The following is a 20,115-nucleotide window of genomic DNA, read 5'->3' as shown; positions in this document are numbered from 1 at the left end:
CATGCAAACCAATCCCTCAACAGTTCTTACTCCCGCAGCAGCACCGAGGTCGTCGGGTGGTCGGAGGCGAAGCGGTCGGGGAGGGGTGCGATGAACACGTTCTCCGTCCGCGTGCGGGTGATCTTCCAGCCTTCGGGTTCTCGGCGGAAGGCGTTGTTGAGCCGGCTGGAGCGCAGGAGACCGCTGCCGTCGGCGAACAGCCAGGGCTGCACGTGGATCCACAACCCGGTCGCCTCGTCACCGGTCACGTGGATCTGCTCGGAGGTCAGGTAGTGCGCGTTGAGCAGCAGCGCCGGGTGCCGCTCCCGGCTCCAGAACCGCTCGAAGTGCGCCCGGATCGCCGCGTGCCCCTCGGCGCGGCCGAACTGGCCGTCGTAGTGCTCGCCGACACCCTCCCAGACCGCGTCGGAGGCGTAGAGCTCCATGATCGCGTCGATGCGCTCGGCGTCGTCGCGCACCGCGAACTCGGGGCACGGCGAGTCGCACAGGAACATGTACCGGGCTTGGATGCGGCGGATGTCCGCTTCGGCCTCCAGGGCCTCGATCCGCCTGGTCAGCGCGGCGATGGTCGACTCGGTCATCGGGCTCCTCTCGTGCGCGCGGGCGCGGTTTCGGGCAGGCGGAGCAGGCACAGCAGGGACACCAGCAGGCCGGCGGCGATGTACCAGCCGACCGACGTCGAGCTGCCGGTCGCGGCGATCAGGCGGTTGGCGATCATCGGAGCGAACCCGCCGCCGAGCACGCTGCCGATCTGGAACGCCAGACCCACGCCGGACTGCCGCTGCTCGACGGTGAACAGCTCCGAGTAGTACGTCAGCAGCGGTCCCCACAGGAATCCACCGATGGTGAACCCGATGATGACCGCCAGGCCCACCGCGAGCGGCGTGCCGATGTCGGCGATCCGGAACATCACCAGCGCGTACACCAGCGCGCCCACGGCGCCGGAGATCATCACCGGTTTGCGGCCCACCCGGTCCGACAACCAGCAGGCCAGCACGATCGTGATCGCGTGGCACAGCAGACCGATCATGCTGCCGACCACGATCGGCTGACGAGGCAGCGCGAGCCCCTGCGGTTCGGCGGCCGTGGCGTAGGACAGCATGAACGTCGCGAGGATGAACATGTTGGCGTTGAGACCCAGGTTCACGCCTGCGGCCAGCAGCAACCGCCTCCAGTCGTCCCGGAACACCGCCAGCAACGGCACCTCGCGCCCGCGAGCGAGGGCGACGAACTCCGGTGTCTCATCGATGCCGCGCCGCGCCCACACGCCGAGGGCGAGCACGAATCCGCCGATCAGGAACGGCACGCGCCAGCCCCAGTCGATCACGGCGTGCATCGGCATCAGCAGCACCAGCGCGAACGCCAGGTTGGCCAGCAGCTGCCCGAGCGGCGAGCCCATCGTCGCGAACGACCCGTACAGACCTCGCCGGTGCGGCGGCGCGTGCTCGACGGCCAGCACCGCGGCCCCGCCGATCTCCCCGCCGCGCGCCAGCCCGTGCAGCATGCGCAGCCCGATCAGCAGCAGCGGCGCGGTGATGCCGATCGCCAGGTAGGACGGCAGCACGCCCATCAGCAGCGTCGAGGAACCCATCACCACGAACGTCAGCTGCAGCGAGAACCGGCGCCCGTAGCGGTCGCCGATCCACCCGAACAGCAGCGCTCCCAGCGGGGTGAGCAGGAACCCGACGGCGAAGGTCGCCAGTCCCAGGAACGAGCCGAACCACTCGTCGCCGCTGATGAAGAAGATCTGCCCGAACACCAGGGCCGCGGCCGTGCCGTAGATGGCGAAGTCGTAGAACTCCAGCGTGGAACCGACCCCGCTGGCCAGGCCGATCCGTCTGACACCGGCGCGCGAGGCGCCGTTCTCACTGAGCACGGGCATGGCGAGTCCTGTCGGTCGAGGAGACGGACGCGTCCGCGTTGTCGCTCAACGCTAGGGACGGCCCCGAGACGCCGCCATTGGAGATTTCCCGACCGGGGACTAGGGGAATCCCTTACCGCAGCGCCGCCGCGCGGATCGCCAGAAGCAGTGGCAGCGAGCCGGATTCCCGCAGCGGCTGCGGAAGGCTGGGCGCCTCCAGGACGTTGGCGCCCGCGCGCAGCTCGCGGCTCATCGTCGCCAGGTCGATGTCGACGAAGTCGAGCGTCGAACCGGGAATGTTGTTGCTGGACACCGAGAGGAGCGTGATGCCGAAGAACTCCGGCTTCGCGCCGCGGTCCATCCAGCGCGCGAAACCCGTGAGCTCGGTTCCGGCGACGGAACCCCCGGTCAGCCCGGTCTCCTCGCGCAGCTCGCGCTCCATGCCGGTGACCAGCACCTCGGCCAGGTCGCGGCGGGGCGAGCCGTCGGCGGTGAGCAGGTCGCGCGGTTCCAGCGAACCGCTGCCCGAGGGATCGCCGTCGCCGACGATCAGCAGCAGCCCGTCGGTGGTGAACGCCAGCGTCGACACCCCCACGACGTCGGCGAGCTCACCGGCGTCGAGACCCCGCAACCGGCCCGCGGTGTCGGTCAGCAACCTCCGACGCAGGTCGAACTCCGCGCCGGTCTCCGGGTCGGTGATCCGCATCCCGCACAGCTCGTTGGACACCTGGAAGTCGAAGTAGCGCGTCCGGTGCAGCCGCACCTCGGCGTCACCGCCGCCGGGCAGCGGGTCCGAGCGCAGACCCACCACGGGACCGTTGAACAGCGGCCGGTCCGAGGAGTGCAGGGTCGGCAGGTGGGGCGCGGTCGTGCGCAGCTCCGGCGCCGGCCGGTACGCCTGCTCGGCGATCCGCACCGCGAAGCGGCGTTCCCGGACGGCGCGGTCGATCTCGTCGCTGAGCAGCGCCGTCCCGACACCGGGCAGGTGGCTGTAGACGGCGGCGGGGTAGGAGGCCGGAACACCGATCTCGGCGTGCGGGAACGGCTCCTCGGCGGGGGTGAACTCATGACCCGACCAGCGGCGGTGCAACCCGCGCAGATCACCGGTCAGCATGGCCACGCCCAGCACCAGCGCGATCAGCGCCAGCACGGCGCCCACCGCGACCGGCAGCACCACGACCGCACCGAGCAGCACTCCCAGCGCCACGACCAGCAACGGCCACTCGCGCACCGCCAGGTACCACGCGTAATCGGACCGGGACCGGACCCGCCGCACCAGCTTCCGCACGTCCACTCCCCGAACTCAAGATCAAACCCGATCACCCTAACCCAGCCGAATCTCAACCCGATGTCGAATCCAGCTCGGCAGGACCGCGGTGTGGCGACGCACGAACGTGTCAGCAACGGGCGCACCCCCGGTTTCGGGTCCGGATTGTCGGGTGTGCTCGGTACCGTCACGCTTGTAGCTGGATGGGCCGATCGGGGGTAGTCGGAGATGCCGGACGTCGCAGTCGAAGCCGCGCGCTTCATCGCGGGTCATGCCGGGGAGCCGATCACCCTGGGCGACGTCGCCGACCACGTCGGCTACAGCCCGTTCCACCTCGCCCGCGCGTTCGAGCGCGCCCACGGCCAGCCGCCCGGGAGGTTCCTGGCCGCGCACCGCTTCCAGCGGGCCAAGCGGCTGCTGCTGGAGACCGACGAACGCGTCGTCGACATCTGCTGCGAGGTCGGCTTCAGCTCGGTGGGAACGTTCACCCGCCGCTTCAGAGCCGAGATCGGCCTGTCCCCGGTGAGCTTCCGCAGGCTGCCCGACCTGCTCAGCGACGCACCGCCGCGCCCGGTGCTGGTGCCCGGTGACGACGACTCGGGCGGCGTCGTCACCGGCGAGGTCCACCTCGACCTCTCGGCGCGCATCGCGCTCGGCGGCGCCGCCGCGATCTACGTGGGCCTGTTCGCGCAGCGCACCCCGCGCGGCGTTCCGATCGTCGGAGCGCTGCTGGACGAGCAGGGGCGCTTCGCGCTCACCGGCATCCCGCGGGGCACCTACTGGGTGTTGGCGACCGCTTTCTCCGCCCGGGCCGACCACGCCCAGCAGCTGGTGCCCGGTTGGAACGTCGTCGGTGGCTCACCCGCACCGCTGGTCATCGGCCCCCGACGGCCTCCGGAGCACCGCGAGATCACCCTGCGGGTCGTGCCTCCGTGGTCGGCTCCGGTGCTGGTGGCGCTGCCGCCGCTGGCCGCTCCGATTGCGCAAGATCGGAGAAGACAACCCCTCGCAGCGGGCCTACCTTGAGCTTGATACCAGCCTTGACCAGCGCAGGGAGCCACTCATGAGTCGTGTCCGAGTCCTCGTCGGCACCCGCAAGGGAGCGTTCATCCTCACCGCCGACGGCAAGCGCGAGTCGTGGGAAGTCGACGGCCCTCACTTCGGCGGCTGGGAGCTCTACCACCTGAAAGCCTCCAAGGTCGACCCCGACCGCCTGTTCGCCTCCCAGTCCATGGGCTGGTTCGGGCAGCAGATCCAGCGCTCCGACGACGGCGGTAGGAGCTGGGAACCGGTCGACAACCACTTCTCCTACGACGGAACGCCCGGCACGCACCTCTGGTACGACGGGACGCCGAGGCCGTGGGAGTTCACCCGCGTCTGGCACCTGGAGCCCTCGGCCACCGACCCGGACACCCTCTACGCGGGCGTCGAGGACGCGGCGCTGTTCCGCACCACCGACGCCGGCCGCAGCTGGCACGAGCTGCCCGCGCTGCGCGAGCACGAATCGGCGCCGAACTGGCAGCCGGGAGCGGGCGGCATGTGCCTGCACACGATCATCCAGGCGCCGAACAACCCCGACCGCTTCTACATCGCGATCTCGGCGGCGGGCGCGTTCCGCACCGACGACGGCGGCAAGTCCTGGCGGCCGATCAACAAGGGCCTGCAGTCCGGCCAGATCCCGGACCCGGACGCCGACGTCGGCCACTGCGTGCACCGCCTCGCCCTGCACCGCGACCGGCCCGACGTGCTGTTCATGCAGAAGCACTGGGACGTGATGCGCAGCGATGACGCGGGCGAGTCCTGGTACGAGATCAGCGGCGACCTGCCCAGCGACTTCGGGTTCCCGATCGACGTGCACGCCCACGAGCCCGACACCGTCTACGTCGTGCCGATCCTCAGCGACGAGCAGCACTTCCCGCCGGAGGGCAAGCTGCGCGTGTACCGCAGCCGCGTCGGCGGCACCGAGTGGGAACCGCTGACCAAGGGCCTCCCGCAGGAGAACTGCTACGTCAACGTCCTGCGCGACGCCATGGCCGTCGACGAGCTGGACGACTGCGGGATCTACTTCGGCACCACCGGCGGCGACGTCTACGTCTCGCCCGACTCCGGCGACACCTGGCGGCCCATCGTCAACAACCTGCCCTCGGTCCTGTCGGTGGAGGTGCAAACCCTGCGATGATCCGCATCCTGCTTCCCGCGCACCTGCGCACGCTGGCGAAGATCCCCGAGCACGAGGTGGTCGTCGAGGTCGACGGCGTCCCGACGCAGCGGCTCGTGCTCGACGCCCTGGAGGCCCGCTACCCGGCGCTGCGCGGCACGGTCCGCGATCACGACACCAAGAAGCGGCGTGCGTTCATCAGGTTCTTCGCCTGCGAGCAGGACCTGTCCAACGAGCCGCTCGACGACCCGCTGCCCGAGGAGGTCGCGGTCGGCAAGGAGCCCTACATGATCATCGGAGCGATGGCCGGCGGCTGATCGCTAGGGTGGTGAGATGCTGGTTCATCACCTGGATTGCGGTCCGATGCGGCCCTTCGGCGGCCGGTTGATCGACGGCGAGGGCTCGGTGCTGCGCCGGGCCCGGATGGTGTGCCACTGCCTGCTGATCGAGACCGAGAGCGGATTGGTGCTGGTCGACAGCGGTTTCGGCAGCGCGGACTCCGACCCGGCGCGGACCTCGCTGCCGAAGGCGTTCCGGCTAATGATGAACCCGCAGCTGGATCCGGCGACCACCGCTGTCGCGCAGGTCAGGCGGCTCGGGTTCGACCCGGCCGACGTGCGGCACGTCGTGCTCACCCACCTCGACCTCGACCACGCGGGCGGCCTGCGGGACTTCCCGCAGGCCAAGGTGCACGTCCACGGCCCCGAACTGCGCGCTGCCACCGGAAGTTCGGACATGCGCTACCGCGAGGCGCAGTGGGCGCACGGACCCGAGTGGTCCGTCCACGAGGACCGGTCCGGGCAGGACTGGTTCGGGTTCGAGGCGGTGCGCGAACTCGACGGGCTGCCCGAGGAGATCCTGCTGGTCCCGCTCGGCGGCCACACCACCGGTCACGTCGGCGTCGCCGTGAACGCGGGCGCGCGATGGCTGCTGCACGCGGGTGACGCGTACTTCTGGCACGGGGAGATGTCGCAGCCCCCGCACTGCCCGCCCGCGCTGCGCGCGTTCCAGCGCGCGATGGCGGTGGACAACCGCGCGCGTGTGAACAACCAGAACAGGCTCCGCGACCTCGCGGGCGAGGTCGACGTCATCTCCGCCCACGACCCCACCGGCTTCGACAACCACGCGCGAGCCTGACCTGACACGGGGCAGATTCCTGGAAATCGGTTTGACCGCTCCACGGCGGCGCCCGCAGACTGGTGCGCGGTCTGGATCGATGCTGGGGGTTGTGGTGGCGGTCGAAACGCGCGCCGATTCCGGTGTGCTGCGTGCTCGCAACGCTGTTGCCGTGGTGTTCGCGCTCAACGGGTTCGCGATGGCCAGCTGGATGTCGCGGATCCCGGAAGCGCGCGATGCGCTGTCGGTTTCGCCGGGCGAGCTGGGCAGGCTGCTGCTGGCGATCTCCGTCGGGTCGATCCTCGCGCTGCCGCTGGCGGGAGCCCTGGTGCACCGCTTCGGCGCCCGAGCGGCCATCACCGGTGCCGCCGTGCTCGACGCCGCTGGAGTGGCGCTGGCCGGCGCCGGTGCCGGGGTGTTCGGCGATGTCTGGGTCACCGCTGCGGGCCTGTTCGCGTTCGGACTGGGCACGGGCGTGTGGGACGTGGCGATGAACATCGACGGCGCAGCGGTGGAGCGCCGGATCGGCCGCACCATCATGCCGCGCTTCCACGCGGGTTTCAGCCTCGGCACCGTCATCGGAGCCGGGGTGGGGGCGGCCTGCGCCGGACTGGGCGTGCCGATCGTGGTGCACCTGGTCGGTGCGGCGGTCCTGGTCGCGGTGATCCCGGCGTTGGCGGCACCGTCCCTGCTGCCCGCGCACGACGACGAGGAGAAGGAGTCGCCCGGAGGCGGGATCGTCCGCGTCTGGGCCGAACCGCGAACCCTGCTGGTGGGGTTGATGGTTCTGGCGATGGCGCTGACCGAGGGCACCGCCAACGACTGGCTGGCGGTCGCCCTGGTCGACGGCTACGACATCCCGCCGTGGCTCGGCGCGGTCGGTTTCGCGGTGTTCCTCAGCGCCATGACCGCGGGCCGCGTCGTCGGCACGGTGCTGCTCGACCGCTTCGGCCGCACGAGGGTCCTCTGGGCGACCATGGCCACCGCCGGGATCGGGGTGCTGCTGGTGGTCTTCGGGACCTGGCTCCCGCTGGTGTTCCTGGGCGCTGCGATCTGGGGAATCGGTGCGTCCCTGGGATTTCCGGTCGGGATGAGCGCGGCCGCCGACGACCCGGCCCGCGCGGCGGCCCGCGTCAGCGTCGTCTCCACCATCGGCTACACGGCGTTCCTCGCCGGCCCACCGCTGCTGGGCTACCTCGCCGACCAGGTCGGCACCCTGCACGCCCTGCTGCTGGTCGCGGCCCTGCTGGTCCCGTCAGCCCTGGCGGTTCCGGCCGCGAGGCCACCCGAGCACGAGTCCCGCTGAGGGGCGCTCGGCCAAGGGCCTTGAAAAAGGCGGCGTTAGCTTTTGTTTCAGGTGTGGGACTCAGCTCGCACCGCCGCGGGTTCTCAGCGGTTCTCCGGGGAGGACAGCCGTAGCGCCGTGTATTTGGCGCATACATCAGTCTCGGATCCCGGAGGCAGAGAGCAGCTGAGGTTCCGCTACCCGCACCGCCAAGCAAAACGAGTCCTCACAGCCATCAGACCTCGACCTCGGAGCGATCGCCGCCCCACAGGGTGTGGAAGGCGCCTTCCCGGTCCGTGCGGCGGTAGGTGTGGGCGCCGAAGAAGTCCCGCTGGCCCTGGGTGAGCGCCGCCGGGAGGCGTTCGGCGCGCAGCGCGTCGTAGTAGGCGAGGGCTGCGGCGAAACCCGGTGCGGGAACGCCCTGTTCGGTGGCGGCGACGAGGACCGCGCGCCAGTCGTCCTGGGCTTCGGCGATCTCCTCCGCGAACTCGTCGTCGGAGAGCAGGCTCGGCAGGTCAGGGCGGTTGTCGTGGGCCGCGCGGATGCGATCCAGGAACGCCGCGCGGATGATGCACCCACCGCGCCAGATCGCGGCGATGGCACCGAGGTCCAGCCGCCAGTCGTACTGGGCGCTGCCCGCGGCGATCTCGTGGAACCCCTGCGTGTAGGACACGATCTTCGACGCGTACAGCGCCTGCTCGACCCGGTCGGCGAACCTCGCCGCCTCGGCTTCCCCGAGCGCGCGCGGGGTGGGCCCCGCCAGGCCGCGCGACGCCTCGCGCAGCGCGGTGTGCCCGGACAGCGAGCGGGCGAAGACCGCTTCGGCGATGCCCGAGACCGGAACGCCCAGTTCCAGCGCCAGCTGCACCGTCCAGCGCCCGGTTCCCTTCTGCTCGGCCTGATCGGCGACCACGTCGACGAACGGTCGCTCCGTCGCGGCGTCCACGTGGGACAGGACTTCGGCGGTGATCTCGATCAGGTAGGAGTCCAGCCTGCCGGTGTTCCAGGCCCGGAAGATGCCGGCGATCTCCTTCGGCGGATACCCGGCGACGTCGCGCAGCAGCTGGTACGCCTCGCCGATGAGCTGCATGTCGGCGTACTCGATGCCGTTGTGCACCATCTTCACGAAGTGCCCGGCCCCGTCCGCTCCGACGTGCGTCACGCACGGTGCGCCGTCGTCGGCCTTGGCGGCGATCTTCTCCAGCATCGGGCCGAGCGAGGCGTAGGACTCCGCCGAGCCGCCGGGCATGATGCTCGGACCGCGCAGCGCGCCTTCCTCCCCGCCGGAGATGCCGGTCCCCACGAAGTGGATGCCCTGTTCGCGCAGCTCCAGCTCGCGGCGGCGGGTGTCGGCGAAGTGCGCGTTGCCGCCGTCGATGATCACGTCCCCGGTGTCCAGCAGCGGTGCGAACTCGCGGATCACCGCGTCGGTGGGGTCACCGGCCTTGACCATGATGACCAGTCGTCGCGGCCGTTCGAGCGCTGCCACGAAGTCCTCGGCGGATTCGGCCGGGACGAACGCGCCCTCGTGCCCGAACTCGTCGACGAGCTCGCGGGTTCTGGCGGGAGTGCGGTTGTGCAGCGCGACGGCGTAGCCGTTGCGCGCGAAGTTGCGCGCCAGGTTGCGCCCCATGACCGCCAGTCCGCTGATGCCGATCTGCGCTGGTGTGCTCATTCGCATGACTCCCGTGGTGGCGTCGGTTCTCGGCGGGGGCTCAGCTGCTCGCGGCGGGTTCAGGGACGTCGAGCGGGTGCAGCAGCGAGGTCTCGTCGCGGCCCCAAGCACTCAGCAGGTGGTCGGCGAGCCTGCCCTCGAGCAGTTCGGTGGCGCGGACGCCGAAGACGACGTCCTCGGCCAGCCGCGGTTCCCGGTCGAGCAGGTCGCCGATCACGTCCCGGCGCATGACCTGCTCGTGCACCGCGTCGGCCTCGACGTGCTCGGCGAAGAAGTGGACGCACTCCTGCGCCGCCCCGAGCCTGTCCAGGGCCTTGGCGAGGCGCTGCGCGCTGGGCGCCGTGGTGATCTCGGCGGCCGCGAAGTGCCCGACCAGCGCACCGCGCAATCCCTGGTGCAGGCCCAGCAGCGACATCAGGTTGACGATGGCGATCTGCGGCTCCGGCACCACGTCCAGGTAGTGCAGGTAGTCGGCGGACAGCCCGGCACCGGTCAGCAGGTCGGCGAAGAGCTGGGAGTGGACCCGCTCGCCGCGCCCGCCGCCGAACTCGTCGAACTCCACCGCCACCAGCGACGCCTTCGCCTGGCCCTGCAGGCGCGGGATGACCCACGCGTGCGGATCGGCCTCCTTGAGGTGGTAGATCGAGCGGTGCGCGAAGTACTCCCGGACCTGCCACCACTGCCCGCGGTCGCGCAGGTGGTGCGAAACTCCGTTGCCGGGAACCGGTTCCACCAGCAGCTCGTCGAGCACGGCCGTGACGTCGTCGGAGACGTCGGTGCCGGCGCGCAGCGCGTCCAGGAAGACGCGTTCGAGCTCGCCGCGCAGGGCCAGCAGGCCCGGGTCCCACTCCCACTCCGGCGAGACGCCGTCGAACCCGCGGTAGTGCAGCTCGTAGCAGGTGTGCAGGGCGATCGCGAGGTCTTGCCCCCACGGGTCGCGGTCGTGCGCCAGCTCCGGGGGCGGCGCGGGGGCCGGGGGTTCCCGGCGGAGCGTGGCGGTGACCGCGGCGGACAGCGGGCCGCGCGGTTCCGGCAGGCTGGTCATCGCACCCCTCCCTCGACTCGGATGGCTGCGAGCAGCGCCCGGTCGCCTCGGGCCGCCGCAACGCGCTGCCGTCGGGCGCCGGTGCCGCAGTGCAGCAGTCCGGCGACGAGCTTGCGGACCGTCGCCAGCTCGCGGGTCTCCTCGAGTTCGCTTGCGGCCCAGCGGATCATGCGGTGGACGAGTTCGGCGGACTGCGCACGGCGCCGCGCCACCAGGTCGATGCCGGGCCCGTCGAGCCCGTGGCGGGCCGCGGTCCACACGGCCGCCTGTTCGAGTCGTGGATCGATCTCCGGGGCTTCGCGGCCGGCGTCCAGCTCGCGCTGCGCCGTCCGCACCAGGGCCCGGGTCACCACCGCCTGCAGCAGGGATTCGCCCACGGTGGTGGCCGCGTCCGCGACGCGCAGCTCGACCGTCGGCAGGTGCGGTGAGGGCCGCGCCAGCCAGAAAGACATGGCCTCGTCGACGAGAACTCCGCACTCGACGAGCCGCGCGACGTGCTCGTCGTGCTCGGCCGCGGAGCGGAACCGCGGCGGGATTCCCGAGCCGGGGAACCGGGTCTGCTGCACCAGGCGCCAGCTCGCGTAGCCGGTGTCGGCGCCGAGGTGGAACGGCGAGTTCGCCGACATCGCCAGCAGCGACGGCAGCCACGGGTGGAGGTGGTTGATCACGGCCACGGCCTGCTCGCGGTCGGGCACGCCGACGTGCACGTGGCAGCCGCAGGCCTGGTAGTCGGTGACGACCGCGCGGTAGGTCTCGGCGATCCGGTGGAAGCGCGCGCCGGGTGAGATCGCGCCCGGTTCGCCCGGGAACGGCGGTGTCCCGGAGGAGATCAGCGCCAGTCCTTCCGCATGCGCCGCGCGGCTCATCCGCTCGCGCGCGGAGCGCAGCTGCCCGCGCAGCTGCGCCGAGGCGGTGCACACGCCGGTGGCGGCCTCGGCCTGGCTGGTCAGCAGCTCGGGGTGGAAGCCGTGCTGCGGATCGAGGTCGGCCGCTGCGGCCAGCACCGCCGGACCCCGTCCGGACGGCGCGCGGCTCTCCGGATCCACCACGAGGAACTCCTCTTCGACGCCGAAGGTGCGCGAGGGTTCGGGAGCCTGTTCGACCGCCGGCTCGGCGTTCTCGACGGCGGGAGTGTTCACCGGCGCGCTCCTCCCCGTGGCTGCGATCCGGCCTGCATGGCGTTGCTTTCCCCGGCGAGGGCGTGGTCAAACCTCTGAGCTCGTGGTTTGCGACTCGGCGGGGGCGGAAACCTGTGGGTCATGAGATTGCTGAGGACCTCGGCCGTGTACCGGCCGCAGGGCGACACCTGGCTGCTGGCGCGGGCTTTGAGCGAAGCCGGGATCGAGCCCGGCGGCCGGGTGCTCGACGTGGGCACCGGGACCGGTGCGCTGGCGCTGGCGGCGGCGCGCATCGGCGCCGCGGAGGTGACGGCCGTGGACGTCTCGATCGCGGCCGTCGCGGTGGCGGGTGTGAACGCCTGGCTGCGCGGCTTGCCGGTGCGCGCGGAGCGGGGCGATGCGCTGGCGCGCGACTACCCGGATCCGTTCGACGTGGTGCTGGCCAACCCGCCCTACGTGCCCGCGCAGGGCCCCGAGCCCCCGCGCGGCGCGGCGCGGGCGTGGGACGCCGGGTACGACGGCCGCGCGGTCATCGACCGGCTGTGCGTTCGCGCGCCCGAGCTGCTGGGCGGTGGCGGGACGCTGATGCTGGTGCAGTCCGATCTGGCCGATGTGGAGGCGACGCTGGCGCGGCTGCGCGCCGGGGGCTTGAAAGCCGCTGTGGTGGATCGCCAAGCGCAGGCGTTCGGCCCGGTTCTCGACCAGCGCGCGGCCGTGCTGGAGGCCCGCGGGCTGATCCGGCGCGGGCAGCGCAGCGAGGAGCTGGTGGTGATCCGTGCGGACCGGCCGCGCTGACCCCGACCTCAGGCGGGTCACCGTCGTCCCCGGAGGGCCGGTCCTGGTGGAAGGTCCCGTGCGACTGGTGCTCGAGGACGGGACCACAGTGGACTCCGACCGCTTCGTGGTCGCCGTGTGCGCGTGCCGCCGCAGTCAGAACTACCCCTTCTGCGACACCAGCCACCGCCGCAAGGTGCGCGACGCGTGACCGCCGGGCTCGACGTTTCGCGACCGGGGCTCCCGGGTAAACCGTGGTCTCCCGAGGATGAGGAGGGTGTTCAGATGTCTGCGATGGACAAGGCCCGCCACAAGGTGGAGGAGGCCGTGGGCAAGGCCAAGGAGAAGCTCGGCAGTGCCACGGGCGATCGCAGGACCGAGGCCGAGGGCAAGACCGAGCAGACGAAGGGCAACCTCAAGCAGGCCGGTGAGAACGCGAAGGACGCCTTCCGCCAGGACGGGTGACTCCCAGCGCCGGTCCGAGAAGTCCGCGCGACTCAACCGGTTTCCCCTCGGCGGGGGCTGATGGCGAGCCCCCGCCGAGTCACGCCCGAAAGTTCCCGAGGAGGCTCCCGATGCAGGAGCAGGACTTCCCGTTGCCGGACTACGACCAGTTGTCGACGGGGTCGTTGCAGCACATGATCCGATCGCTCGGTCAGGACGAGCTGACGCGCGTGCTGGAGTACGAGCAGGAGCACAACGACCGCCCGCAGGTCGTCGAGATGATGCGGCAGCGGCTCGACGAGCTCCGCCGCGGTGCGCAACCCGGATCGGGGGAGCACCGGGCGGAACCGGCGGAGGCGCAGGACTCCGCGAAGGGGTCGCCGGTGACGCCGGCCGGGGCCCCGGAAGCGATGCACCCGCTGCGGCACGGAAACCACAACCGCCCCGGCACCACGTAGAAAGCCCTGCGCAAGGCGGGATTGGGGCCGTCAGCGGCGCAGTCCCGCGTCCCCTGGGGGTGCGCATGACGCCGCTGCGGTCGGTGTTCCACCGGGACGACCTGGCGCGGGTGCGGCAGGCCGAGGCGCTCGCTGCACTTGGTCGCACCCGGGCCACATCACGCTGCCCACCGAAGACCAGCCCTGATCACCGCCGACCGGACCCGCTGCCGCGCCTGACCCACGCGCGTCGAGGTCAGTCGCTCGTCTTGAGCTTCTTCATGATCATGTGGGAGTCGACCCTGGCCACCGCGCGCAGCGCCATGAGCTTGGTCGTGAGGAAGGTTTCGAAGGTCGCCGAGTCCTCCACGGCCACGCGGATGAGGTAGTCGGGGCGGCCGAAGAGGCGGTGCACCTCGACGACCTCGTCGTAGGCGGTGATGGCGCCTTCCAGCTCCTCGACGGTCTGCAGGTCGTTGATGCTGATCTCGACCGAGACCATGACCTCGAAGCCGCGGCCGGTGGCGGCCGGGTCGATGCGGGCGCGGTAGCCGGTGATGATCCCCTCGGACTCCAGGCGCTTGACCCTGCGCAGGCACGGGGCGGGTGTGAGGCCGACCCGCTGGGCGAGCTCGACGTTGGTCAACCTGCCGTCCTGGCTCAGGTGGAACACTATTGCGCGATCCAGGTCATCCATCGACATGATGTTGCTCTCGCGGTCGGAAACCGGGCACGTACGGCAACCACATTACTTCCTTCGCCACCTAAAATTGCAGCCATGCCTGCTGTCCTGGTCGCTGAGACCGCTTCCTCGCCGCGCGCCGACCTGCGGGGTGCTCTGCGCGATTCGAGCTCCGTGGGGCTCGCGATGATCCCGCTGGGCATCGCGTTCGGACTGCTCGTGGTGCACGCCGGTCTCGACTGGTGGTGGGCGACGGCGTTCGCCGCCCTGATCTACGCGGGCTCGCTGGAGTTCCTGCTGATCGGCCTCGTCGTGGCCGCCGCGCCGCTGGCGCACGTCGCGGTGACGGCGCTGCTGGTCAACTTCCGGCACGTGTTCTACGCGCTGTCGTTCCCGCTGCACCGGGTGCGCAGCCGAATCGGCAAGGTGTACAGCACTTTCGCGCTCACCGACGAGGCCTACGCGCTGTCGACCGGGCCCGCGGCGCAGGAGTGGAGCGGCAGGCGGATCGTGTGGTTGCAGGTGCTGCTGCACATCTACTGGGTCGCGGGCGCGACGCTGGGCGCGCTGTTCGGGGCGCTGGTGCCGTTCCAGCTCGACGGTCTCGACTTCGCGCTCACCGCGCTGTTCGTAGTGCTGGCCATCGACGCCTACCGGGCGCGTCGCAGCGTTCCCGTCCCGGCGCTGGCGATGGTTTGCGCGTTGGTGAGCGCGCTGCTGTTCCCCGAGCAGATGCTGCTGGTCTCCCTCGGGCTGTTCACCGCCTGCCTGCTGGTGAGCCGAATCGTGTTGCGGAAGAAGGACGTCGATGCCTGACCCGATCCACATCGCCGGCGCGGTGGCCGTGTCCGTCGCCGTCACCTGGGCGTTGCGGGCGTTGCCGTTCGCCGCTCTCGCACCGCTGCGCAGCAGCGCGACCGTGCACTTCCTCGGCGCGCGGATGCCGGTCGGCGTCATGGTGATCCTCGCCGTCTACACGCTGCACGACACCCAGGCCACCGCGTACGCGCCGACCGCGCTGTCGCTGGCGGCGACCATCGGGTTGCACCTGTGGAAGCGCAACCCGGTGCTGAGCATCCTCGGCGGGACCGCCGTCCACGTGCTGCTGACCAGCGTGGTCTTCGCTCAGTCCTGGTAGGTGCGGTAGGCGGCGACGAGCTGGGTCTCGGCGGCGTCGAAGTACGCGTCGAGCTTCTCCGCCGCTGCCTCGCGGTGTCCCGCGGTGAGCAGGTCGGCGATCTCGCGGTTGAACCCGAGGTAGGGCTTGTGGAACTCCTCGGGGCGCGACATGACGTGGAACGCCAGGCGCAGCTCGGCCAGCAGCTGGCGCATCGTGTCGTTGACCCGGGGGCTGCCCGCCAGCGCGGCCAGCGCCTCGTGGAAGCGCATGTTCGCCGTACCCACGTCCCACCAGCGCTCCTCGGTCGCCGCGCGCTCGCCGTCGCTGACCGCGCGGTCCACCGCTGAGACCAGGTCGGGGTTCTCGCCGCGGCGCACCGCGCTGGTCTCCAGCAGGCGGCGGATCCGGTAGAGGTCGATGACGTCCTCGGCGGAGAGCACCCGGACGAACACGCCGCGGTGGAACTCGTGCACCAGCAGCCGTTCGTGCACCAGCAGCCGGAAGGCTTCGCGCAGCGTGTTGCGGGAGACCGCGAGGGCCTTGCCCGCGCTCTCCTCGGACAGCCGGGTGCCGGGGGACAGGGCGCCATCGATGATCCGCTGCCGCAGCACGTCGGCGACCCGCTCGGCGGTGCTGGTGCGGTCGAGCAGCGCTCGGTCGGCCGCCAGCAGGTCAGCCCACGGATCGGTCGCGGTCAAGCCGGCTCCCTGTGCAGTAGGTGCAGGTGATCAACAGTTTAACGGGAAAGTTCCAAACGGGGTATTGCGGGATTGTTCAACAATTCTCTATGTTGTTCCGAACCACAGCCACCGCGGGATCGGAGTGCCATGACCGAGACGAGCACACCCCGGCAGAACGGATCGAAGGGGAAGCGCAGCACGCTGCTCGGTGCGGTGTTCCTGATGGCCACCAGCGCCATCGGGCCCGGCTTCATCACCCAGACGACCCAGTTCACCATCCAGCTCGGGGCCGCCTTCGCCTTCGCGATCCTGGTGTCGATCCTGGTCGACATCGCCGTCCAGCTGAACGTGTGGCGGGTCATCGGCGTCTCCGGCATGCGCGCCCAGGACCTGGGCAACAAGGTGCTGCCCGGCCTCGGCTACGTGATGGCCGCGCTGGTGGTCTTCGGCGGGCTCGTGTTCAACATCGGCAACATCGCCGGAACCTCGCTGGGCCTGGACGCGCTGTTCGGGCTCGACGCCAAGATCGGTGGCACGCTGTCCGCGGTGATCGCGATCGGCATCTTCCTCAGCAAGCGCGCGGGTGTGGCGATGGACCGCATCGTCGTGGTGCTGGGGATCGTGATGATCGCGCTGACCGCCTTCGTCGCGTTCTCCTCCGCGCCTCCCGTCGGCCAGGCGCTGGTGCAGGCCGTGTGGCCGAGCGAGGTCGACTTCCTGGCCATCACCACGCTCATCGGCGGCACCGTCGGTGGCTACATCACCTACGCCGGGGCGCACCGGCTGGTCGATGCCGGCGTGACCGGACCGGAGCAGATCACCGACGTCAGCCGCAGCTCCGTGGTGTCGCTGCTGGTCACCGGTGTGATGCGGCTGGTGCTGTTCCTCGCGGTGTTCGGCGTGGTCGCCGGCGGCGTCGCGCTCAGCTCGGCCAACCCGACCGCCGAGGCGTTCCAGCACGCGGCCGGTGAGATCGGGCTGCGGCTGTTCGGCATGATCCTCTGGGCAGCCAGCATCACCTCGGTCGTCGGCGCCGCCTACACCTCGGTGTCCTTCCTGGTCACCTTCTCCCGCTCGCTGGAGAAGGCCCGCAACTGGCTGGTCGTGGCGTTCGTGGCGATCTCCGCGCTGGTGTTCGTGCTGCTGGACCAGGCGCCCACCACACTGCTGGTGCTGGCCGGTGCGCTCAACGGGCTGATCCTGCCGGTGGGCTTCGGCGTGCTGATGTTCGTGGCCGCCCGGCGCGGCGACCTGCTCGGCGGCTACCGCTACCCGCGCTGGCTGCTGGTGGTCGGAGCGGTCGCCTGGCTGCTGACGGTCTACCTGGGCGTCAACTCGGTCGGCGGCATCGCGGCGCTGTGGAAGTGAGGACGAACATGGATCTCAACGCTGACCTGGCCGAAGGTTTCGGCCGCTGGGAACTCGGCGACGACGAAGCGCTGCTGGACGTGGTCACCAGCGCCAACGTGGCCTGCGGCTTCCACGCCGGGGACTCCGTGGTGATCCGCGCGGCGGTGACCCGGGCCGCCGAGCGCGGCGTGGCGGTCGGCGCGCAGGTCGGCTACCGGGACCTGGCCGGGTTCGGCCGCCGGTTCATCGACGTGCCCCCGCGCGAGCTGACCGACGACGTGATCTACCAGATCGGCGCGCTGGCCGGGTTCGCCCGCGTGGCGGGCACCGAGGTCGCCTACGTCAAACCGCACGGCGCGCTCTACAACGCGATCGTGCACCACGCCGAGCAGGCCGCCGCCGTGGTCGAAGCGGTCCGCGCCTTCGACCCGGGACTGGCCGTGCTCGGCCTGCCCGGCTCGGAGTGGCTCTCCCAGGCAGAGCGGGCAGGGTTGCGGACCTTCCGCGAAGCCTTCGCCGACCGCGCCTACACGCCCGAGGGCACCCTCGTGTCGCGGCGCGAACCCGGCGCGGTGCTGCACGACCCCGAGGAGATCGCCCAGCGCTGCCTGACACTCGCCGCGGGCGAGCCGATCCGGGCCGTCGACGGCAGCGAGATCCAGGTGCGCGCCGACTCGATCTGCGTGCACGGCGACAGCCCGGGAGCGGTCGCCATCGCCCAGGCCGTGCGCGACCGGCTCAGCGGGGCGGGCGTGGTGCTGCGGCCGTTCGTGGCGGGAGGGAGCTGATGCGCTTCCTGCCCTGCGCCGACTCGGGACTGCTGATCGAACTGGCCGATCTGCAGGAGGTGCACGCGCTGTACGCGGCGCTCGCCGACTCACCGCCCGAAGGCGTCATCGACCTCGTCCCCGCGGCGAGAACGCTTCTGCTGCAACTGGATCCGCAGCGGTCCGACGTCAAGGCGATCGAGGCCGCGGTGCGAGCCGTCGAACCGCGCGGCGGACTGCGCGAGGAGGGCGAGCAGCTGGAGGTGCCGGTCGTCTACGACGGCGCCGACCTCGCCGAGGTCGCCCGGCTGACCGGGCTCACCGAGCGCGAGGTCGTCGACAAGCACACCGGAGCCGAGTGGAAGGTCGCCTTCGGCGGATTCGCACCGGGTTTCGGCTACCTCAGCGGCGGCCCGCAAGACCTCGTGGTGCCTCGCCGGTCCGAGTCGCGCACCGCCGTTCCCGCCGGAGCCGTGGGGCTGGCGGGCGCGTTCAGCGGCATCTACCCGCGGGAATCGCCCGGTGGGTGGCAGCTCATCGGGCACACCGACCTGCAGATTTTCAGCATCGACCGCGATCCGCCCGCGCTGCTGCGCCCGGGTGTGCGAGTGCGGTTCCGGGAGATCGGATGACACTGGAAGTCCTGGCCACCGGCCCGCTCGCCACCGTTCAAGACCTCGGCAGACCGGGCCTGGCGGGGATCGGCGTGGGCACCTCCGGTGCTGCCGACGCCCCCTCGCTGCGGCTGGCGAACCGGCTGGTGGGCAACGACGAGAACACCGCTGCCATCGAGGTCACCTTCGGCGGGCTCGTCGTGCGCCCCACCCGCGACGTGACCGTGGCGCTCACCGGAGCACCGTGCCCCCTCTCGGTCGACGGTCGAGGCGCGGCCGCGAACGCGGTGCTGCGCGTGCCCGCCGGAGCGGAGCTGCGGCTCGGCGTCCCGGCGATCGGGTTGCGCAGCTACCTCGCGGTGCGCGGCGGCATCGACGTCGAACCGGTGCTCGGCTCGCGCTCCACCGACGTGCTCTCCGGACTCGGTCCCGACCAGCTCCGGCCCGGTGCCGCGCTGCCGATCGGTGCGCCGCCCTCGCGGTTCCCGGTCGTGGACATCGCGCCCGTCGCCGGTCCCGCCGAGGAGATCGTGCTGCGGGTCCAACCGGGCCCGCGCGCCGACTGGTTCACCGACGAAGCGCTGGAATCGCTGGTCAGCGCGCCGTACGAGGTCACCTCCGAGAGCAACCGGGTCGGCATGCGCCTCGACGGACCGGTGCTGGAGCGCAGCCGGACCGAGGAACTGCCCAGCGAGGGCATGGTCGCCGGCGCACTCCAGGTGCCGCCGCTGGGAACCCCGACGCTGTTCCTGGCCGACCACCCCGTCACCGGCGGGTACCCGGTGATCGGCGTGGTGCCGGCCGCCGACGTGGCCAAGGCCGCGCAGGCGCGACCCGGCCAGCACGTCCACTTCCGCTGCATCTGAGGAGGCCACGATGGCGAAGGACATGTCACCCGAGCAGGCCCGGGAAGCGTTCCGCGGTGGGCTGCGCGTGCCGACCTCGGGCTTCAGCGCCGGGTGGACGCAGGCGAACCTGATCTCGCTGCCGCGCGAGCACGCCTACGACTTCCTGCTGTTCGCCCAGCGCAACCCCAAGTCCTGCCCGGTGCTGGACGTGACCGAGCCGGGCGAGACCAGCGCGTCGCTCTTCCGGGGCGACCTGCGCACCGACCTGCCCGCCTACACCGTCTACCGGGACGGCGAGCTGGTGGAGGAGCGCGCCGAGGTCGTCGACCTGTGGCGGGAGGACCTGGTCAGCTTCCTCGTGGGGTGCAGCTTCACCTTCGAGGCCGCGCTGCTGGAGGCCGGTGTCCCGGTCCGGCACATCGAGGCGGGCAGCAACGTGCCGATGTACCGGACCTCCCGGCAGTGCCGACCGGCCGGAGGGCTCTCGGGTCCGCTCGTGGTGTCGATGCGTCCCGTCCCCGCTGAACTGGTCGCCACCGCCGTGCGGGTGACCTCCCGATACCCGGCGGTGCACGGAGCCCCGGTGCACGTCGGTTCTCCGGAAGCCCTGGGGATCACCGACCTCGGCGCACCCGACTTCGGCGAGGCCGTGGAGGTCCGCCCCGGTGAGGTCCCGGTCTTCTGGGCCTGCGGGGTCACGCCGCAGGCCGCGGTGATGCAGTCCAAGCCGCCGTTCGCCATCGGTCACGCCCCCGGCCACATGGCCATCACCGACGCCCGCGACAGCGACTACCAGCTCCCGTAGCCCGGCGACGGGGGCGTGGGCGCTGCGATCCTCGTCATGATTGCGACACCCACGCGGTGACCTCTGCTT

The 20,115-nt window shown here is 71.2% G+C and carries 24 protein-coding genes; 16 read left to right on the top strand and 8 right to left on the bottom strand.

Annotation, left to right across the window (positions count from 1 at the left end; all coding sequences use genetic code 11):
* Positions 1 to 26: 26 nt before the first annotated feature.
* The 3 genes from KBO27_RS28395 to KBO27_RS28385 all read right to left on the bottom strand — a co-directional run bounded on the left by KBO27_RS28395 (position 27) and on the right by KBO27_RS28385 (position 3,149).
* On the bottom strand, positions 27 to 581 hold the full coding sequence (locus KBO27_RS28395) for a nuclear transport factor 2 family protein (RefSeq protein WP_210972922.1): 555 nt from the start codon (positions 579 to 581) through the stop codon (positions 27 to 29).
* Positions 578 to 1,882 (bottom strand): MFS transporter, encoded by a 1,305-nt coding sequence (locus KBO27_RS28390; RefSeq protein WP_210972921.1) that lies wholly within the window; start codon positions 1,880 to 1,882, stop codon positions 578 to 580. Before KBO27_RS28390 ends, KBO27_RS28395 begins: the two co-directional genes overlap by 4 nt.
* A gap of 112 nt (positions 1,883 to 1,994) precedes the next feature.
* Complete coding sequence (locus tag KBO27_RS28385) at positions 1,995 to 3,149, bottom strand: hypothetical protein (protein ID WP_210972920.1); 1,155 nt, start codon at positions 3,147 to 3,149, stop codon at positions 1,995 to 1,997.
* 207 nt (positions 3,150 to 3,356) lie between these two features.
* Between KBO27_RS28385 and KBO27_RS28380 the strand changes: the two genes are divergently transcribed.
* The 5 genes from KBO27_RS28380 to KBO27_RS28360 all read left to right on the top strand — a co-directional run bounded on the left by KBO27_RS28380 (position 3,357) and on the right by KBO27_RS28360 (position 7,708).
* Positions 3,357 to 4,154 (top strand): helix-turn-helix domain-containing protein, encoded by a 798-nt coding sequence (locus KBO27_RS28380; protein WP_210972919.1) that lies wholly within the window; start codon positions 3,357 to 3,359, stop codon positions 4,152 to 4,154.
* A gap of 37 nt (positions 4,155 to 4,191) precedes the next feature.
* On the top strand, positions 4,192 to 5,307 hold the full coding sequence (locus KBO27_RS28375) for a WD40/YVTN/BNR-like repeat-containing protein (RefSeq protein ID WP_210972918.1): 1,116 nt from the start codon (positions 4,192 to 4,194) through the stop codon (positions 5,305 to 5,307).
* Entirely contained in the window at positions 5,304 to 5,603 is a 300-nt protein-coding gene (locus tag KBO27_RS28370; RefSeq protein WP_132672837.1) for a MoaD/ThiS family protein, read from the top strand. The genes KBO27_RS28375 and KBO27_RS28370 overlap by 4 nt, the downstream gene beginning before the upstream one ends.
* Before the next feature lie 16 nt (positions 5,604 to 5,619).
* Positions 5,620 to 6,423 carry an MBL fold metallo-hydrolase gene (locus KBO27_RS28365; RefSeq protein ID WP_210972917.1) on the top strand — a complete coding sequence of 268 codons (804 nt, stop codon included), beginning with the start codon at positions 5,620 to 5,622 and terminating at the stop codon, positions 6,421 to 6,423.
* A 91-nt stretch (positions 6,424 to 6,514) separates the two neighbouring features.
* The gene (locus KBO27_RS28360) at positions 6,515 to 7,708 is read left to right on the top strand and encodes an MFS transporter (protein ID WP_307870672.1); all 1,194 of its coding nucleotides are present in this window, start codon (positions 6,515 to 6,517) and stop codon (positions 7,706 to 7,708) included.
* A 214-nt stretch (positions 7,709 to 7,922) separates the two neighbouring features.
* Here the strand turns inward: KBO27_RS28360 and gnd are convergent, their stop codons facing one another.
* From gnd to KBO27_RS28345, 3 genes are read right to left on the bottom strand one after another with little or no spacing between them, the layout of a single operon-like run.
* Positions 7,923 to 9,362, bottom strand: a complete 1,440-nt coding sequence (gene gnd, locus KBO27_RS28355) for an NADP-dependent phosphogluconate dehydrogenase (RefSeq protein ID WP_210972916.1) — start codon at positions 9,360 to 9,362, stop codon at positions 7,923 to 7,925.
* Positions 9,363 to 9,402: 40 nt separating this feature from the next.
* Positions 9,403 to 10,407, bottom strand: a complete 1,005-nt coding sequence (locus tag KBO27_RS28350; protein ID WP_210972915.1) for an iron-containing redox enzyme family protein — start codon at positions 10,405 to 10,407, stop codon at positions 9,403 to 9,405.
* Positions 10,404 to 11,546 carry a carboxylate-amine ligase gene (locus tag KBO27_RS28345; RefSeq protein ID WP_210972914.1) on the bottom strand — a complete coding sequence of 381 codons (1,143 nt, stop codon included), beginning with the start codon at positions 11,544 to 11,546 and terminating at the stop codon, positions 10,404 to 10,406. The genes KBO27_RS28350 and KBO27_RS28345 overlap by 4 nt, the downstream gene beginning before the upstream one ends.
* Positions 11,547 to 11,666: 120 nt before the next feature.
* On the opposite strand from KBO27_RS28345, the gene KBO27_RS28340 reads away from it, so the two are divergent.
* The 4 genes from KBO27_RS28340 (at position 11,667) to KBO27_RS28325 (ending at position 13,201) form a co-directional block, all read left to right on the top strand.
* On the top strand, positions 11,667 to 12,320 hold the full coding sequence (locus KBO27_RS28340; RefSeq protein ID WP_210972913.1) for a HemK2/MTQ2 family protein methyltransferase: 654 nt from the start codon (positions 11,667 to 11,669) through the stop codon (positions 12,318 to 12,320).
* Positions 12,301 to 12,510: a CDGSH iron-sulfur domain-containing protein gene (locus KBO27_RS28335; protein WP_210972912.1), complete on the top strand. Its 210-nt coding sequence runs from the start codon at positions 12,301 to 12,303 to the stop codon at positions 12,508 to 12,510. Before KBO27_RS28340 ends, KBO27_RS28335 begins: the two co-directional genes overlap by 20 nt.
* 74 nt (positions 12,511 to 12,584) lie before the next feature.
* Positions 12,585 to 12,764, top strand: a complete 180-nt coding sequence (locus KBO27_RS28330) for a CsbD family protein (protein ID WP_210972911.1) — start codon at positions 12,585 to 12,587, stop codon at positions 12,762 to 12,764.
* A gap of 110 nt (positions 12,765 to 12,874) precedes the next feature.
* The gene (locus KBO27_RS28325; protein ID WP_210972910.1) at positions 12,875 to 13,201 is read left to right on the top strand and encodes a DUF8129 domain-containing protein; all 327 of its coding nucleotides are present in this window, start codon (positions 12,875 to 12,877) and stop codon (positions 13,199 to 13,201) included.
* Between the two features lie 235 nt (positions 13,202 to 13,436).
* On the opposite strand, the gene KBO27_RS28320 is transcribed toward KBO27_RS28325, so the two are convergent.
* Positions 13,437 to 13,877 (bottom strand): Lrp/AsnC family transcriptional regulator, encoded by a 441-nt coding sequence (locus tag KBO27_RS28320; protein ID WP_210972909.1) that lies wholly within the window; start codon positions 13,875 to 13,877, stop codon positions 13,437 to 13,439.
* 81 nt (positions 13,878 to 13,958) lie between these two features.
* Here KBO27_RS28320 and KBO27_RS28315 point away from each other — a divergent pair, with 81 nt between their 5' ends.
* Both KBO27_RS28315 and KBO27_RS28310 read left to right on the top strand, forming a co-directional pair.
* Positions 13,959 to 14,678, top strand: coding sequence for an AzlC family ABC transporter permease (locus tag KBO27_RS28315; RefSeq protein WP_210972908.1), 720 nt, complete (start codon positions 13,959 to 13,961; stop codon positions 14,676 to 14,678).
* Positions 14,671 to 15,000, top strand: a complete 330-nt coding sequence (locus KBO27_RS28310) for a branched-chain amino acid transporter permease (RefSeq protein WP_210972907.1) — start codon at positions 14,671 to 14,673, stop codon at positions 14,998 to 15,000. The genes KBO27_RS28315 and KBO27_RS28310 overlap by 8 nt, the downstream gene beginning before the upstream one ends.
* On the opposite strand, the gene KBO27_RS28305 is transcribed toward KBO27_RS28310, so the two are convergent.
* A complete protein-coding gene (locus tag KBO27_RS28305; protein WP_132681813.1) occupies positions 14,988 to 15,680 on the bottom strand; it encodes a GntR family transcriptional regulator in 693 nt (230 codons plus the stop codon). The two genes, KBO27_RS28310 and KBO27_RS28305, sit on opposite strands and share 13 nt — an antisense overlap.
* Before the next feature lie 129 nt (positions 15,681 to 15,809).
* Here KBO27_RS28305 and KBO27_RS28300 point away from each other — a divergent pair, with 129 nt between their 5' ends.
* The 5 genes from KBO27_RS28300 to KBO27_RS28280 are packed head-to-tail and all read left to right on the top strand — an operon-like array spanning position 15,810 to position 20,046.
* The gene (locus KBO27_RS28300) at positions 15,810 to 17,030 is read left to right on the top strand and encodes an NRAMP family divalent metal transporter (protein ID WP_210972906.1); all 1,221 of its coding nucleotides are present in this window, start codon (positions 15,810 to 15,812) and stop codon (positions 17,028 to 17,030) included.
* An 8-nt stretch (positions 17,031 to 17,038) separates the two neighbouring features.
* A complete protein-coding gene (locus KBO27_RS28295) occupies positions 17,039 to 17,800 on the top strand; it encodes a LamB/YcsF family protein (RefSeq protein ID WP_210972905.1) in 762 nt (253 codons plus the stop codon).
* Positions 17,800 to 18,411: a 5-oxoprolinase subunit PxpB gene (pxpB, locus tag KBO27_RS28290; protein ID WP_210972904.1), complete on the top strand. Its 612-nt coding sequence runs from the start codon at positions 17,800 to 17,802 to the stop codon at positions 18,409 to 18,411. Before KBO27_RS28295 ends, pxpB begins: the two co-directional genes overlap by 1 nt.
* Positions 18,408 to 19,259, top strand: a complete 852-nt coding sequence (locus KBO27_RS28285) for a 5-oxoprolinase subunit C family protein (RefSeq protein WP_210972903.1) — start codon at positions 18,408 to 18,410, stop codon at positions 19,257 to 19,259. Before pxpB ends, KBO27_RS28285 begins: the two co-directional genes overlap by 4 nt.
* Before the next feature lie 10 nt (positions 19,260 to 19,269).
* Positions 19,270 to 20,046, top strand: coding sequence for a putative hydro-lyase (locus KBO27_RS28280; protein ID WP_210972902.1), 777 nt, complete (start codon positions 19,270 to 19,272; stop codon positions 20,044 to 20,046).
* Positions 20,047 to 20,115 lie beyond the last annotated feature (69 nt).

The organism is Saccharopolyspora endophytica (assembly GCF_018070075.1).
GTDB lineage: Bacteria > Actinomycetota > Actinomycetes > Mycobacteriales > Pseudonocardiaceae > Saccharopolyspora > Saccharopolyspora endophytica.
Note: the sequence above shows the minus strand (reverse complement) of the source record. Positions and strands in the feature narration are given on the sequence as shown.